This is a genomic window from Capnocytophaga periodontitidis (assembly GCF_016126015.1).
Taxonomy (GTDB): Bacteria; Bacteroidota; Bacteroidia; order Flavobacteriales; family Flavobacteriaceae; genus Capnocytophaga; species Capnocytophaga periodontitidis.
On the sequence record NZ_JAEFDB010000001.1, the window covers coordinates 660,160 to 676,296 of the forward strand.

The 16,137-nt window shown below is 33.8% G+C and carries 10 protein-coding genes and 1 pseudogene; 6 read left to right on the forward strand and 5 right to left on the reverse strand.

The features are described 5' to 3' along the window. The first annotated feature begins 164 nt into the window (after positions 1-164). Both I7X29_RS03265 and I7X29_RS03270 read left to right on the forward strand, forming a co-directional pair. The gene (locus I7X29_RS03265) at positions 165-3,464 is read left to right on the forward strand and encodes a helicase-related protein (protein WP_198472808.1); all 3,300 of its coding nucleotides are present in this window, start codon (positions 165-167) and stop codon (positions 3,462-3,464) included. A gap of 1 nt (position 3,465) precedes the next feature. Continuing rightward, complete coding sequence (locus tag I7X29_RS03270) at positions 3,466-6,735, forward strand: Eco57I restriction-modification methylase domain-containing protein (protein ID WP_198472809.1); 3,270 nt, start codon at positions 3,466-3,468, stop codon at positions 6,733-6,735. Positions 6,736-6,756: 21 nt separating this feature from the next. On the opposite strand, the gene I7X29_RS03275 is transcribed toward I7X29_RS03270, so the two are convergent. After that, on the reverse strand, positions 6,757-7,515 hold the full coding sequence (locus I7X29_RS03275; protein WP_317191523.1) for a TaqI-like C-terminal specificity domain-containing protein: 759 nt from the start codon (positions 7,513-7,515) through the stop codon (positions 6,757-6,759). Positions 7,516-7,578: 63 nt separating this feature from the next. Then, positions 7,579-7,962: pseudogene (locus tag I7X29_RS15305) on the reverse strand (Eco57I restriction-modification methylase domain-containing protein); the annotation flags it as partial. A gap of 133 nt (positions 7,963-8,095) precedes the next feature. Here I7X29_RS15305 and I7X29_RS03280 point away from each other — a divergent pair. The 3 genes from I7X29_RS03280 (at position 8,096) to recQ (ending at position 11,764) form a co-directional block, all read left to right on the forward strand. Continuing rightward, positions 8,096-8,689, forward strand: a complete 594-nt coding sequence (locus tag I7X29_RS03280) for a master DNA invertase Mpi family serine-type recombinase (protein WP_198472811.1) — start codon at positions 8,096-8,098, stop codon at positions 8,687-8,689. Between the two features lie 80 nt (positions 8,690-8,769). Then, the gene (locus I7X29_RS03285) at positions 8,770-9,213 is read left to right on the forward strand and encodes a GDSL-type esterase/lipase family protein (protein ID WP_198472812.1); all 444 of its coding nucleotides are present in this window, start codon (positions 8,770-8,772) and stop codon (positions 9,211-9,213) included. A 361-nt stretch (positions 9,214-9,574) separates the two neighbouring features. Then, positions 9,575-11,764: a DNA helicase RecQ gene (gene recQ, locus I7X29_RS03290; protein WP_009413644.1), complete on the forward strand. Its 2,190-nt coding sequence runs from the start codon at positions 9,575-9,577 to the stop codon at positions 11,762-11,764. A 214-nt stretch (positions 11,765-11,978) separates the two neighbouring features. On the opposite strand, the gene I7X29_RS03295 is transcribed toward recQ, so the two are convergent. Beyond that, positions 11,979-13,151 carry an alanine dehydrogenase gene (locus I7X29_RS03295; RefSeq protein WP_198472813.1) on the reverse strand — a complete coding sequence of 391 codons (1,173 nt, stop codon included), beginning with the start codon at positions 13,149-13,151 and terminating at the stop codon, positions 11,979-11,981. Next, positions 13,151-14,572 (reverse strand): chromosomal replication initiator protein DnaA, encoded by a 1,422-nt coding sequence (dnaA, locus tag I7X29_RS03300; RefSeq protein ID WP_198472814.1) that lies wholly within the window; start codon positions 14,570-14,572, stop codon positions 13,151-13,153. The genes I7X29_RS03295 and dnaA overlap by 1 nt, the downstream gene beginning before the upstream one ends. A 201-nt stretch (positions 14,573-14,773) precedes the next feature. Here dnaA and I7X29_RS03305 point away from each other — a divergent pair, with 201 nt between their 5' ends. Next, complete coding sequence (locus tag I7X29_RS03305; RefSeq protein WP_198472815.1) at positions 14,774-15,190, forward strand: acyl-CoA thioesterase; 417 nt, start codon at positions 14,774-14,776, stop codon at positions 15,188-15,190. 67 nt (positions 15,191-15,257) lie between these two features. On the opposite strand, the gene I7X29_RS03310 is transcribed toward I7X29_RS03305, so the two are convergent. Then, positions 15,258-16,085: a purine-nucleoside phosphorylase gene (locus I7X29_RS03310; protein ID WP_198466066.1), complete on the reverse strand. Its 828-nt coding sequence runs from the start codon at positions 16,083-16,085 to the stop codon at positions 15,258-15,260. Positions 16,086-16,137 lie beyond the last annotated feature (52 nt).

The window sequence follows — 16,137 nt, forward strand, 5'->3', positions numbered from 1 at the left end:
TGTCTGACTCGTCCTACCTCATCCTACTATCAAACTTATCCTCTCTAAAACTCTCTCAAAAAAAACTAATTTCATTAGGTTATTCAACTTTTTTACACTACATTTGCCGCACTGTATAAAATAAAGACATCTTTATTTTATACAAAATATATAACAACTTGATTATGAGTTCAAAGTTTTTTACCAATACTGAAGGGAATACCTTATTCAAAAAGTTTGAGGGTATTATTCAAGCAATGAAGCCAGCTGCTTTCAAAGCTGTTTCAGCTTATTTTCGTTCTTCAGGCTACTTCAAAATGCGTGAAATGCTAAAAGAAGTAGAAGAAGTTAAGATATTAGTGGGTATCAATGTAGATACTCTTATAGCTGATGCTCAAAAAAGAGGAATTCTCTACTTTAAAAATTCGGATAAAACTAAAGAAGAGTTTGAAAAGTGGTTTATTGAGGATGTAAAAGAAGCTCAATACTCTAAAGAAGTAGAAGAAAGTATCTTGCAGTTTATTCAAGATATTGTAGATAAGCGTATTGAAGTAAGGGTACACAATAGTCAATCTATTCATGCTAAATTTTATATTATTTTACCAAAAGAACATAGTGAATACACTGATGGTTGGGTAGTAATGGGCTCTTCTAATCTTACTGATGCAGGTATTGGTAGTAAAAAAGCTCCTAACTATGAATTGAATATAGCTTTAAAGGACTTTGATGATGTAGAATTTGCAAAAAAAGAGTTTGATAAACTATGGGAAGACTCTGATGTATTACTTCCTGCTGATGTAGAAGGACTAATTAAGAAAACTTATATTGGACAAGCGTTTACTCCTTTTGAAATATTTATAAAACTACTTATAGAGTATTTTGGAAAAAATATTGATTACGATCCTAATACAGTGGGTGACTTGCCTTCAACCTACAAAAAGTTAAGTTATCAAATAGATGCTGTAAACCAAGGATTTGACATGCTACAAAAACACAATGGTTTTTTCTTAGCTGATGTGGTTGGATTAGGAAAAACAGTTATAGCCTCGATGATAGCTAAACGTTTTTGTATAGCCAATGGTTTTGCACAAACTAAAATATTAGTAGTTACTCCTCCAGCAGTAGAAAAGAGCTGGAAGCAAACTTTTAGAGATTTTAGGTTAGATAAGAATACTAAGTTTATTACCAATGGTAGTCTCAATAAAATAGTAGATGAAAAAGATTTGGATAACTATTGGGAAATAGATGAATATGATTTAATTTTAGTAGATGAAGCGCATAAATACCGCAATCATAGATCGCAAGGTTTTGATTACTTACAACGAATTTGTAAAACCCCACGAAAAGCTGAAGGACTTATAGAGGGAGATAAGAAAAAAGTAATACTTATTTCAGCGACCCCTCTTAATAACCGTCCGGAAGATCTTTATTATCAAGTACAACTATTCCAAGATATTCGTACAAGTACTTTGGAAAAAGTAAATAATTTGCAAAACTTCTTTGCTCCATTGATTCGTGAATACAAAGATATTATGAATACTACCACTCCTGATATGGGAAAAGTAAGGAATATCTATAAGCAAATTCGTGAAAAAGTAATAGCTGAGATTACAGTGCGCAGGACACGAAAAGACCTTAAGAAATATCCTAAATATTTAGATGATTTAAAAGACCAAGGTATTATTTTCCCTGAAATTGCACCTTTACAAACTATCGAATACCAATTTGATATTCCTCTTGGTAGATTGTTTTATGATACAATATTTAACTTAACAAATGATGATAAAATAGGTTATTATCGTTATCAGGCTATTCGCTTTTTGAACAAAGAGATACAAGAAAAATACTATGAAAAAGCTGAATTAGTATCTCAATCGTTAGCGGGTATTATGAAAACTTTAATGGTGAAGCGTTTGGAAAGTAGTTTTGTAGCATTTAAGAAAACATTAGAGAACTTATTAAAATCAACCCAACGGATGATTGAAATGTTTGAAAATGACAGAGTTTATATTGCGCCTGACTTAAATATCAACACTCTATATGAAAAAGGTTTTTCGGAAGAGGAAATAGAAGAGATAATCCTTCAGAAAAATGCAAAAAATGCAAGAAATAATATCTTTTCGGCAGATGATTTTGATCCTGCTCTCTTAGAAGGATTAAAAAAAGATGCAAGTTCACTGAAAACACTTTTTGAAAAATGGGAAAAAATAAAGAATGACCCTAAAATAGATAAGTTATTTAGTATTCTAAATAGTACTTTACTTGATAAAGAAAAGAATCCTTCACAACAGTTAATTATTTTTACTGAAAGTAATGATACAGCTGATTATTTAACAGAAAAACTTTCAACTAAAATAGCTCCTAACAAAATATTGAAAGTTTCTTCAGAAAATAGAAGTAAAATATTTGATGATATTCAAGCTAACTTTGATGCTAACTATACAAAAGAGCGAAGAAATGATTTGCAAATACTCATTACTACCGATGTGCTTGCTGAGGGTATCAACTTACATCGTGCTAATGTATTGTTAAATTATGATACCCCTTGGAATGCTACTAAGCTAATGCAACGCCTCGGACGTATCAACCGAATAGGAAGTGAATCAGGTATTGTATATAACTATATTTTTTACCCTTCAGCACAAGGTGATGAAGAAATAAAGTTGTACAAAAATGCTTATGTTAAACTGCAAGGTTTCCATTCTGCTTTTGGAGAAGATGCACAAGTATTCTCTAAAGAAGAATTAGTAGAACAATTTGAGCTTTTTAAAGAAGGAGGTGAAGGAGAAGAAGACAAACGTTTGCACTATCTGCGTTTTATTCGTGAATTTAAAGATAATAACCCTAAGGAATTTAAACGTATTTCTAACATTCCTTTCAAAGCCCGTACAGCTCGTAAAAACGAAAACACTCCATTTGATGATGTAAAAAATGGTTCTATCATTTTTATGAAATCACCTTATAAAAGTGAATTTTATAGAGTGAACGGAAAAGAAGAAATAGAAAGTATTGACTTTTTGGAAGCAGCCGAACGCTTCGAAGCTACTGTTTTGGAGAAAGGTTTTGAGGTGCCAGCATCTCATTATAAAGATGTAAATTTGGCACAAAGTAAGTTCGAAAACGATACCATACAAGCTAATATTGAAACTGTAACCCCGACTGATAAAGCAGATGGAAATACAATGCAAGCTAAGAAATTCTTACGTGATATAAAAGGAACTTTAAATAACGAAGAACTAAAAATAGCTTGCGATCAGCTTATCAAACTTATTGACAAAGGTACTTTTACAAATATACCTACTGATATAAAGAAGATAAGACAGCAGTTAGATAAACAAAAAATAACATTTGGAAATGCACAACAACTTATTCTGAATTTAGCTAATAAATACGGAGTATCATCTTTTGATAGTATAAAAAATAATAAGGAAAAAGCATTGGATATATTACCCGAAATAGTAATCACTGAAACATTTATTAAATAGTATGAAAGATTTAATACAAATACTCTCATCTCCTTATCGTCAGGAAGATTGGATTAGCTTCTTGAAAGAACTTTTTGCTCATAATTCAGGTACAGGAGTTATATTGCAAAAACCTCAAAGAATAGAGCTTTCTAAAAGTGAAAAAGTGAAAGAAGCTTATGAATTAGGTAATTATGAAACTACCGAAGGGAGGCTTATTGGTATTTACCAAGTAAATATTAGTGAAGATATGTTGCTATATCGCAACAAAGTAGGACTTCGCCAATTGATGAAAAATATCTACAAATATAACGTAGATGGTGTGTTGGTAGTTTTTGTACAAGAAAATAAATGGCGATTGTCATATATTTCCGAAATTATAAAAGAAGTAGATGAGAAAGGTAAGATTATTAAGGAAATTACGAATGAAAAACGCTTTACTTACTTGTTAGGAGAAGGAGAAAAGACAAAAACAGCCACAGATAGACTTCAACTTTTAGTAGGAAAAGAACTTTCGTTAGAAGATTTTAAAAATGCCTTCGCAGTAGAGGCACTTAATAATGATTTCTTTGATAGATATAAGGATATCTATGAAGATTTTGTACAACATATTACAGGAGTTCGTTATGAAATGGATAAAAAAACAAAAAAATATATTGAGATAAAGAAACACGAACCACACCCTAATTTTGATGGTTATAAGAACTATAAAGATTATCCTATGCCACATCCTGATAGTGAAACACAACCTTTTAAAAATAAGGAATATCCTAATCTTTTTAATGGAAATAAAAAAGCTGTTCGTGATTTTGTAAAACGAATGATGGGACGGATTGTCTTTTTGTACTTTATACAAAAGAAAGGCTGGTTAGCAGTACCTAAGGGTAAAAATTGGGGAGAAGGTAATTATGATTATTTATGCCAATTGTATAAAGAAACACCTAAAGAAGACCAACCTTATTTTTATGAAAAACGTTTGTTACCATTATTTTTTGAATGTTTTACAGATAAAAAGTCAGAGAGTGAAACAAATAACTTGCGTTTCCCTTATCTTAATGGAGGGTTATTTGATAAAACACAAGACCAACACTTTGATAAGGTAAATTTGCCTTACTCTATTTTTACTGAACTTTTTGATACCTTTAACTCCTACAACTTTACCGTCTATGAAGATGCTCCTAATGAACATACTGTAGCTGTAGACCCTGAGATGCTAGGGCATATCTTTGAAAATCTTTTGGAAGATAATAAGGATAAGGGGGCTTTCTATACCCCTAAAGAAATTGTACATTATATGTGTAAAGAAAGTCTAAAAACCTTTTTACTTTCTAAAATAGTTTCAGATAATAATCAATCAGAAAAAGCAAAAGATGTTATTACAAAAATAATAGAGCATCAACCCCTTAATGAAGAGGAAAGAAAATATATAAAAGAAAAAGGGAATGTTATTACTACCTCTTTAGAAAACGTAAAAATATGTGACCCTGCTATTGGGTCTGGAGCCTTCCCTATGGGACTTTTGCAAGAAATATACTATATCAAAATTACCTTGCAACAATTAGGAGTGACAACAGAACAGACCGATGCTCAGATTAAAAAACATATCATTGAGCAAAATATCTATGGAGTTGATATTGATGCAGGTGCAGTAGACATAGCCCGCTTGCGCTTTTGGTTAAGTTTGGTAGTAGATGAACAACTTCCACAGCCACTTCCAAACTTAGACTTTAAGATTATGCAAGGAAATAGCTTGTTAGAAAGCTATCACGGAGTAGATCTGAGTAACCTTTTACAGGATAATAACAATTTAATGCTTGTTGAAAATGCACAAAAAGACCTATTTGGGAACTATGTAGAACCACAACTTAGAATAACCTTTACCAAAAAAGACTTTACTGAAAGCTTGCAACAAGATATCAAAAAATATTTTAGTATTACAGATGCTGAAACAAAGAAGAGTTTAAAAAAACAAATTAACAACAAAATACAGGAGCATATAGATTATAATTTGGAGTTGCGTAGAAATCATTTGGAAAGATTAAAGTTAGAAATTACTCCTAAATATAAAAATACTACTTTGACTCTTAAGCAAGAAAGAGAAAAAGAATCCTTAGAGCAGGAGATAGCAAAATTAGATATAAGCCGTAAGGAAATAATAAAACTACAAGAAACAGATGAAAAACCTTTTTTTTTGTGGCATATATATTTTGCTGATGTATTTAAAGGGGCAAATAATTTAGACAATTCTGGGTTTGACATTGTTATTGGGAACCCACCATATGGAGCTAAACTTTCACAAGAAGACAAAGAGGTTTTAAAGAAGAAATATATATCAGCTCAAACCATTAAAGGAATACAGAAAGGTTCATTAGATACGTATACACTCTTTATTGAATTAGGCTATAACCTATTGAAAAAAGGAGGAAATTTAGGTTTTATAGTGCCTATATCTATTACATCAAGTGAAGCTGTAACAGGAATTCATAAACTATTAAGAAATAATTGTAGAGCAATAAAGCTATCCTCTTATGCGGTTCGTCCTAAACCTGTTTTTGAAAATGCAATGGTAAATACTTCCATTATTCAATATGTGAAAACAAATACACCTTGTGAGAGTATTTTATCTACTAAAATGTATAGAAGAGGAAAAAACTTTAATCTTGAACAGCTTATCAATAACTTAGAATTTGTTGAAACAAAAGATCTAATGTTATTAGGGCGTATTCCAAAAATCAGCTATAATATAGAAAGAAATATTTTAACAAAAATACTCAATCAAAAAACTATATCTAAATATCTATCAGAGAAAGGAAGTCCTATATATTATAGAGCTGCAGGAGGAAGATATTTTAAAGTTGTCACAAATTATTCAACAGGTTCTTCTGCTGAAAAAATGCTATTATTTTCTTCTAAATTATCTAATTCTATTGGAGGAATACTAAGTAGTAATCTTTCTTTTTGGTTTTATCAGATTTATTCTGACAATCTTAATTGGAAAAGTTATGAAATAGAGAATTTTACAATACCCTATCTTAATGATAAAGATATTGTAGCATTAGAAAAACTTTATCAAAAATACTTAGCTGATATAGAAAATAATGCTAAGAATAGGACTGTAACAGAAGATTCAAGCTATCATATCAGTGAATTTAAGGAATATAAAATTCAGAAATCAAAGCACATCATAGACCAAATAGATGATCTTATTTGCCCTTTGTATGGTCTTACACAAGAGGAAATAGATTTTATAAAAAACTATGAAATTGAATTTAGACTATCTGATAATGATTAACAAAAAAGTGAGTTTTTTAACTCACTTTTTTGTTTCATATTCTTCTTTTGATATAATACTTTCAATATTAGGATCTATTACTTTTAGCTCTTCATACGTTAGGTTATAAAGTTTATAGACTAAGATATCTATTTGGTTTTCTATATTTGTAATATCAGCTTTAGGATTCTCTCTTTTTGCCTTAATAGCCTCATTTACTAAATTAACAATAGGAGATTGATTCTCAGAAATAATAATAGATAAAGGTCTTAGTTTTTCTAATTTTACTTGAGGGAATACTTTTCCTGTTTCTCTTACATTATTTTCATATAGATACCTTAAGTATTTAGAATTTAATAAACCACAAAGATATTCATATGACACTCTATTAATAAAAGAATCTTTTATAATTCCTGCTTGAATACTTCGTCCAAACCAAATGCCTATATAATCTATTGTACAAATAGGATATTGAGCTGTCTGTCTCCAAATAAGTTTAGGAATTATTTTAAAATATTTTCTATTTAAAATGACTCTTTCATTTTCATTGAGTTTAATATCATTTCTTACAAAACGGTTTGTATTTTCTATGATATAATAGGCATTAATATCTTCTCCTTTCCAAAATTCCTTATCACTTTCAGTTTCTTTTTCTCCTTTATATAAAAGACGTTTTGATAAATCTGATTTCCCTTTATCAGATAATCCCACATTTACTCTTTGATAGTTAATTCCTGCATCTTTTAGCTCCATTATCTCGCCTAAAGAATACTCATTTTCTGCTTTTCTCCTAATGTTCATGCCAAATATATTGCTATCAGTATCGTTAAAAGTTGTTTGTTCTATCTCTGAGAAAACTATTTTATCAAATGAACCTAAAAATTTTGAGTTTGTAGAAAGGTCTGCTATTTTTATTTTACTGCTTTCTTTTTTCTTTTCAAGAATTATAATAGCAGTAGAAACTACAGCATTATTAAACACATTTTCACCTAAATTAATGATTATATTCAAATCATATTGTAATAAAAATTTGCGTAAATCTTTATATCTTGGTTGTAATAAATATGTATTAGGAGTGATATAAGCTAATATACCTTTTTTATTTAAAAGCTCTATTCCTTTTTGAAAAAATATTTTATATATTTCAGTAAAACTCTTAGTAGTTTCAGGATATATTTTTTTTAATATAGGAACCCATTTATCAATGTCAGATCCATACGGTGGGTTCCCAATAACAATGTCAAACCCAGAATTGTCTAAATTATTTGCCCTAAATACCTAACTCCTTTTTATCTATAGAAATTGACAATATTATTTAAGTTATACAATTATTTCTAACAAAATTTGTATATTTAAAATTAATATCAAATTTACTTATACAATGATTTATGGATATATTCGGGTAAGTTCCGATAAGCAAACAGTAGAAAACCAACGTTTTGAAATTAGTAATTTCTGTGAGAAAAACAGCCTAACTATTGATGTTTGGGTAGAAGAAACTATTTCGGGTATGACAAGAGTAGAGAATAGAAAACTCGGCAAACTCCTTAAAAGAATGAAAAAAGGCGATGTGCTTATTTGCTCAGAATTGTCGCGTTTGGGGCGTAACCTCTTGATGATTATGGGGGTACTTAATGAGTGTATGAACCGCGATATTCAGGTGTGGACAATTAAAGATAATTACCGCTTGGGGAGTGATATCAATAGCAAGGTGTTGGCGTTTGCCTTTGGGCTATCTGCTGAGATTGAACGTAACCTTATCAGTCAGCGTACCAAAGAGGCGTTGGCACGCAAGAAAGCAGAGGGAGTAGTTCTCGGTCGCCCTAAAGGTAGTAAGTCCGCTAAAACGAAACTCACAGGGCAAGAAAAGAAAATTAAGGAACTTTTAGAGAAAAAAGTATCGTATTCGACTATTGGGCGTATTCTTGGGGTGCATAGGCTTACAGTAAGTACTTTTGTAAAAGAACGATTATAAATGTATTATCCGATTTTATTAGGCTTTTCAACTTTTTTATAATACATTTGCAGCACTTATCTTAAAATATTTACAAAGATATGAAACGTATTTTAATTGCTTTTTTTACAGTATTGCTCACTCAACTTAGCGAGGCTCAAACTCAAAAGTATTCAACTTTTTATGTGCAGCGTGCTAGTTTGTTCAGCAAATTGGCTATCACCCCAAAAGACATTGTTTTTATTGGCAATAGTATTACCAATGGTGCTGAATGGAATGAACTTTTCCCACGAAAACGAGTCAAAAACAGAGGGATTAGCGGTGATACTTCCGAAGAGGTATACGACCGATTAGACCCCATTGTAAAAGGCAAACCTACCAAAATATTTATCCTCATCGGGATTAATGATATTTCTCGTGGGATAGAGGTGGAAACTATTGTGCAGAATATGAAGCGAATTGTTGAGAAAATACAAAACGAATCGCCTAAAACGAAGATTTACAAAATAATTCACCGTCAGGTGAAAATTCGTGAGATAATGTAAAGCAAAGAGTTTTTTACAGTCCTTATTTCGTGCAAATTCGTGTTCACATACCCAGCTGTGAGCCCTCGCTGGCTTTGTGGGAGATAAAAACTATACTTCTCCCACACCTCCCATTACTCCCACACCTCCCATCCCTGCCCGTGCGGCTCGCACCTCCCATTATCGCCCGTGCGGCTCGCACCTGCCCGTGCAACTTGTATTAAATCACAAGTTATCTTCTTTACAGATTGTCTTCTTTCGATGAAATTGACGGGCAACACTTTTTTTATTAAAAATTTTTGTGGTTTAGAAAAATGTCGTATATTTGTAAAATATATCTGATGACAGAAAAACTCAACACTAAAACAGGAGAATATTTAATATGAAAATGACAAAAAATGATTTACACAATGCCCTGAAACACTACTTTGGGTTTGAAGCGTTCAAAGGGCATCAAGAAGAAATTATTACCAGCGTGATCAACAAAGAAAATACCTTTGTAATTATGCCCACAGGTGGTGGTAAATCATTGTGCTACCAATTGCCTGCCTTAGTTCTGGAGGGAACTGCTATTGTGATTTCCCCCCTTATCGCCTTGATGAAAAACCAAGTAGATGCGATGCGTGGTATTTCATCTACCGATAGTATTGCCCACGTACTCAACTCTTCTCTTACCAAAAACGAAATCCGCGAGGTAATGGAGGATATCAGCGCTGGCAAAACCAAATTGTTATATGTCGCCCCCGAGTCCCTCATCAAAGAGGAATATGCTAACTTTCTCAAAACTGTTCCTATCTCCTTTGTCGCTGTAGACGAGGCGCATTGCATCTCTGAATGGGGACACGATTTCCGCCCTGAGTACCGCAATATCAAAACCATTATTGAGCGTCTGGGCAGCAATATCCCTATCGTCGCGCTTACAGCTACAGCTACCCCAAAAGTGCAAGAGGATATCCTCAAAAATTTGGGAATGCTCGAAGCCAATGTATTTAAATCATCATTCAACCGCCCTAATCTCTATTATGAAGTACGTCCTAAAACCAAAAATGTAGATGCCGATATTATCCGTTTTGTAAAACAGAACAGCAAAAAATCAGGAATTATATACTGTCTCAGCCGTAAAAAGGTAGAAGATCTTGCTCAAACCTTACAAGTAAACGGTATTTCGGCGGTACCTTACCACGCGGGATTAGATGCCAAAACACGCGCCAAACACCAAGATATGTTCTTAATGGAAGAGGTAGATGTGGTGGTAGCAACCATCGCCTTTGGTATGGGTATTGACAAACCCGATGTACGCTTTGTAATCCACCACGATATCCCAAAAAGTATTGAAAGTTACTATCAAGAAACAGGACGTGCCGGTCGTGATGGTGGTGAAGGGCATTGCTTAGCTTTCTATTCTTATAAAGATGTAGAAAAACTCGAAAAATTTATGATAGGCAAGCCTATAGCCGAGCAAGAGATAGGACAAGCGCTCTTGCAGGACATCGTAGCTTACGCCGAAACCTCTAGTTCACGTCGTAAATTTATCTTGCATTACTTTGGTGAAGAGTTTGACGAGGTAAATGGCGAAGGTGCCAATATGGACGACAATGTGCGTTTTCCTAAAGAGAAGAAGGAAGCTAAAGATGATGTAGTAAAATTGCTCAACGTGATTATTGCTACCAAACAGAAGTTCAAAGCTAAAGAAATTGTAAATACACTTATCGGTAAAGTGAGTGCTCTTATCAAAGCACATCGTATTGATGAGCAAGACTTCTTTGGCATTGGTAAAGATAAAGACGATGCTTATTGGATGGCTCTCCTTCGTCAAGTAATGGTAAACGGACTCATACGCAAGGATATAGAAACTTACGGAGTAATGTTTATCACCGATAAAGGAAAGGAATTCTTAAAAGAAGTGCCTTCATTTATGATGACTGAAGACCATAGTTATGAAGAAGAACCGGAAGATATCAACAGTGCTAATGCTGTAGCAGCCGACCCTGTACTTCTTGATATGCTAAAAGATTTGCGCAAAAAGGTAGCCAAACAGAAAGGGGTGCCTCCGTTTGTGGTATTCCAAGACCCTTCACTCGAAGATATGGCTCTCAAATATCCTATTACCATTCAGGAACTTACCAATGTACACGGAATAGGAGAAGGCAAAGCTAAAAAATACGGTAGTGAGTTTGTAAAACTCATTGAGCGTTATGTAGAGGAAAATGATATTGTACGCGCTGAGGATTTAATTGTAAAAACTACAGGGTCTAACTCGGCTCTAAAATTGTTTATCATTCAGAATATAGACCGCAAATTGCCATTGCCCGACATCGCCCAAGCCAAAGGGTTGGAGATGGACGAATTTCTCAAAGAAATGGAACAAATCGTATACAGCGGTACCAAGCTAAATATTGACTATTGGGTAAACGAAATCTTTGATGAAGAACAACAAGAAGAGCTTCACGAATACTTTATGGAAGCTGAAAGTGATAAAATATCTTTAGCTTCTAAAGAATTTGCCGGTGAATACGAAGATGATGAACTAAGAATCTACCGATTGAAATTTATCAGTGAAGTAGCAAATTAACAGAAGTACACATAAAATAAAAAAAGAGAATTAGGCAAAAATGCTTAATTCTCTTTTTTATCGTTACACTTTGCCAAAGTTTAAAATTGTCTGTGCGAATCGCACCTTTGGCAAAACCCATTAATTTGATTATCAATAATTTTTGTAGTATGTTATGGGACGTTTTGCAAACGCCCACATAAATAAAACTTTTTGGACACCCTCTTTTTATATCTTATAAAAACAATAAATGTAGTGGTTTACAAGGCAATCCAAACCATTCTGAAACAGTACTATGGGTAAGGATTCCGTGGTAAGAATAAAGTCCGTTTCTAAAACCTTTATCTATTTGTAAGAGGTTTTCTACTCCTCCCTCCTCTCCTATTTTCAGCAGGTAAGGCAATAAAATATTACTCAACGACGTTGAAGCTGTACGGGCATAACGTGAAGAAAGATTAGGTACCCCGCAATGTACAACTTCGTATTTAGTGAAGGTGAGTTGTTCTAAAGTTGTAAGTCCGCTTGTTTCCACACAACCTCCATTGCCTATACTTGTATCTACAATCACAGCGCCTCGTGACATCTGTTGTACCATATCTTCTGTAACAACTATAGGTGAGCGATGAGTTCCCGTCATAGCTCCTATAAGTACGTTACAACGCTTCAAAGATTCTCGAAGTAATTGAGGTTGTAAGGTTGCGGTATATACTGAAGAAGGTAAATGTGTGCGTAGTTTCCTTAAATCGGTAAGGGAGGAAGCAAATATCTTTACATTAGCACCTAATCCTAAGGCAGCTTTAGCAGCAGCTTCTGTGATGTTATTAGCTCCCAAAAGTACCACCTCTATAGGAGGTACTCCTGTAATATTTCCAAATAGAAGTCGATTTTCTTCTGTGATGAGTTCTGAAGCAGTAAGCACAGCAGCTATACCCGTAAGCTCATCCACCGATTGTTGTATAGGATAGTTTTCAGCCTCATCTTTGATATATTCAAAAGCTAAAGCAGTAATCTGCTTTTGTGTAAGCATCTCAAAATAGGATATATCTTGTGTATTGAGTTGTAAAGTTGAAAACAATACTGTTTGAGGATTGAAGTAAGCGAGTTCTTCAGTAGTAGGAGGCTCAACCTTCAGTACCATTGGACAAGCAAAAACTGCTTCGGTATCATACACAATTTCGGCACCTGCCTCGCTGTAATCAGCATCAGGAAAGTGAGCTTCTTCACCTGCCCCAGCCTCTACGAGAATTTGGTGACCATTAGTTACTAATACCGCCACTTCATCAGGCGTTAAGCAAATTCGTTTCTCTTGAAAAGTGCGTTCTTTAGGAAGTCCTATTTTCAACGATTGTTGCTCATTGCTCACCGCTAAGCGTTCTTCTTGTGGTAATAGTTGAGATATGGTTTGCATTAGTCTGAGAATTTAGTTTCTAAATCACTCACATATTTCTTGAAAGCGCGATCGGTTTCTATTAAGTTTTCCACTGTTTTGCAAGCGTGTAGCACTGTGGCGTGATCACGTTGCCCTATCTGGCTTCCAATGGTAGAAAGTGAGTTTTTAGTGTATTTCTTCGAGAAAAACATTGCCAATTGTCGAGCTTGTACTACATTGCGTTTACGGGTCTTGGAATGTAGTGATTCGATATCTAAATTGAAGTAATCGGCTATAATTTGCTGAATGTGGTCAATAGTCAAATCGTTTTTATTATTTTTCACCGATTTATCGATAATGCTTTGTGCGAGTTCTATAGAATATTCTTTGCGATTAAACGCTGCTTGTGCAATCAATGAGTTGCTCACCCCTTCTAATTCACGTACATTCGTACGTATATTTTCAGCCAAATAAGCAATTATATCTTCTCCTATTTCGGCTCCATCATTATAGAATTTATTTTCTAAAATCTTGTAACGTGTTTCGTAATCAGGAGTTTGTAATTCAGCCGAAAGCCCCCATTTAAAACGAGAAAGAAGACGTTGTTCTATATCAAATAAATCTACAGGAGCTTTATCCGAAGTGAGGATTACCTGCTTGCCGTTTTGGTGTAGGTGATTGAAGATATGAAAGAAAGCATCTTGAGTTTTCACCTTCCCCGAAAGGAATTGAATATCATCTACGATAAGTACATCGATGAGCTGATAGAAGTGAATAAAGTCGTTAAGAGTATTTTTATCCTTGTCTTTAGCTGTAGAAGCACTGATAAACTGTTGAGTAAACTTTTCAGCAGAAACATAAAGCACTTTTTTCTTGGGGTATTTTTCTTTAATATCCACCCCTATAGCGTGAGCTAAGTGAGTTTTTCCTAAGCCTACCCCTCCAAAAATAAATAGTGGATTAAAAGCCGTTCCACCAGGTTTATTGGCTACTGCCATACCTGCAGAACGTGCCAAACGATTAGAAGCACCTTCTACAAAATTATCAAAGTTTTGATGTAAATTGAGTTGAGGATCAACAGTTATCTCACGAATTCCAGGTATTACAAAAGGATTTTTAAGCCCAGGGTCTTTGGTCTCAGTAGCTAAAGTCAAAGTCTGTTTTGCTAATTCTGGACGATTTGTACTTGGAAGTTGTTCTTTAGTAAGTGGATTATCAACAATATACACAAGGCGGGAGTTTACTCCCAAAGTAAATGTCATTGCCGATTTGAGAAGAGAAATAAAATTTTCTTCTAACCATTCATAAAAGAATCTACTTGGAACTTTGATTTTCAAAGCGTTCCCTTCTAATTCAACAGGGATAATAGGAACAAACCAAGTATTAAATTGTTGCTCAGTGATGTTGTCTTTTATAAATTCAAGACACTTACTCCAAACTTTTTCAGCTGCTTCTTTCATTTTTTAGGGTGCTACTTTTTAGCTAAAAATTTGATTATTAGATTTTTTTACTAATTTTGCCGGTGATAAAACTGTTCTTTTTTCAGTCAGCAAAATTGTGAATAATTTTTGAATAAAAAAAATATTTAACATTTGTTTTTCTGAATTTATTTTATAAGGGAACGATGTTAATCTTTTGTTAATGTTTATATCTATCTAATTATGAAAGAATTACACTTCGATTATGTACTGCGTACTCGCTATGCAGAAACCGACCAAATGGGGGTAGTATATTATGGAAATTATCCTCAATACCTCGAATTGGGAAGAGTGGAATGGTTGCGCTCTATTGGTTTTACCTATAAAGCAATGGAAGAAGAAGGGGTTATGATGCCTGTGGTTTCTTTGCAAATTCAATATAAAAAACCAGCCCTATATGATGAGTTGATTATCATTCGCACCAAACTAAAAGAATTGCCTTCTACAAAAATTGAGTTTGATTATGAGATTCTTAATGAAAGAGGAGAGTTACTTTCCATAGCTAACACCATATTAGTATTTGTAGATGCAAAAACTTTTAGACCAGTGCGCTGTCCTGAAAAGGTATTAAAACTGATTGAAGAGAAGATGAGTGATTAGTCGCTAATAATGAATCGTTAGTCGTTAGTATCTCTTTACTAACGACTAACGACTAAAAAGCTAAAGACTATCTGTAGTTTTTAATGAGATTTTTCACTAAAAGAATTACATTAGGCATTGCTATATTAGCTGCATTGAGTACTTCTTCGTGTGATACATCTGGCGAAATTTCTGGACCTCCTAAATCGGTGATAACTGAAAGGGCACACACCTCCATATTTTGATGACGTGCTACAATCACTTCAGGTACAGTACTCATCCCTACTGCATCACCTCCTAAAATACGCACCATACCATATTCGGCTGGCGTTTCAAACGAAGGTCCTTGCAACCCTACATACACACCTTTTTGAAGTTTGATATTATGCTCTTTAGCTGTTTTTTCTAATTCAGCTATCATAGCGTGATTATAAGGTTTGCTCATATCGGGAAAACGTACCCCAAACTGGTCTAAGTTCTTACCTCGCAAAGGGTGTTCTGGAAACATATTGATATGATCGCGAATCACCATTACATCTCCTATAGAAAAATTAGGATTCACTCCTCCCGAAGCATTAGAAACGATGAGTCGCTTGATACCTAATTGTGCAAACACACGTATCGGAAAAGTTACTTCTTGCATTGTATAGCCTTCGTAATAGTGCACACGCCCTGCCATCATCAACACATAACGGTTCTCTATTTTGCCATAAATAAGTTTGCCTTTGTGTCCAGCTACAGTCGATTTAGGAAAGTTAGGAATATTGTTGTATTTAATTTCCGAAATCACTTCCACTTCATCTTCTAATTTGTGAAGTCCAGACCCTAAAATAATAGCAAACTCTGGAGTGTGTTCTGTAATGTACGACTGTATGATGCGAGCCGTCTCGTTAATTTTGTCGTAAATTTGTTGCATATTTCTTTATTTTTTTGTCGATTTTGTAGATTGTCTGCCTTTGGAGGAATGG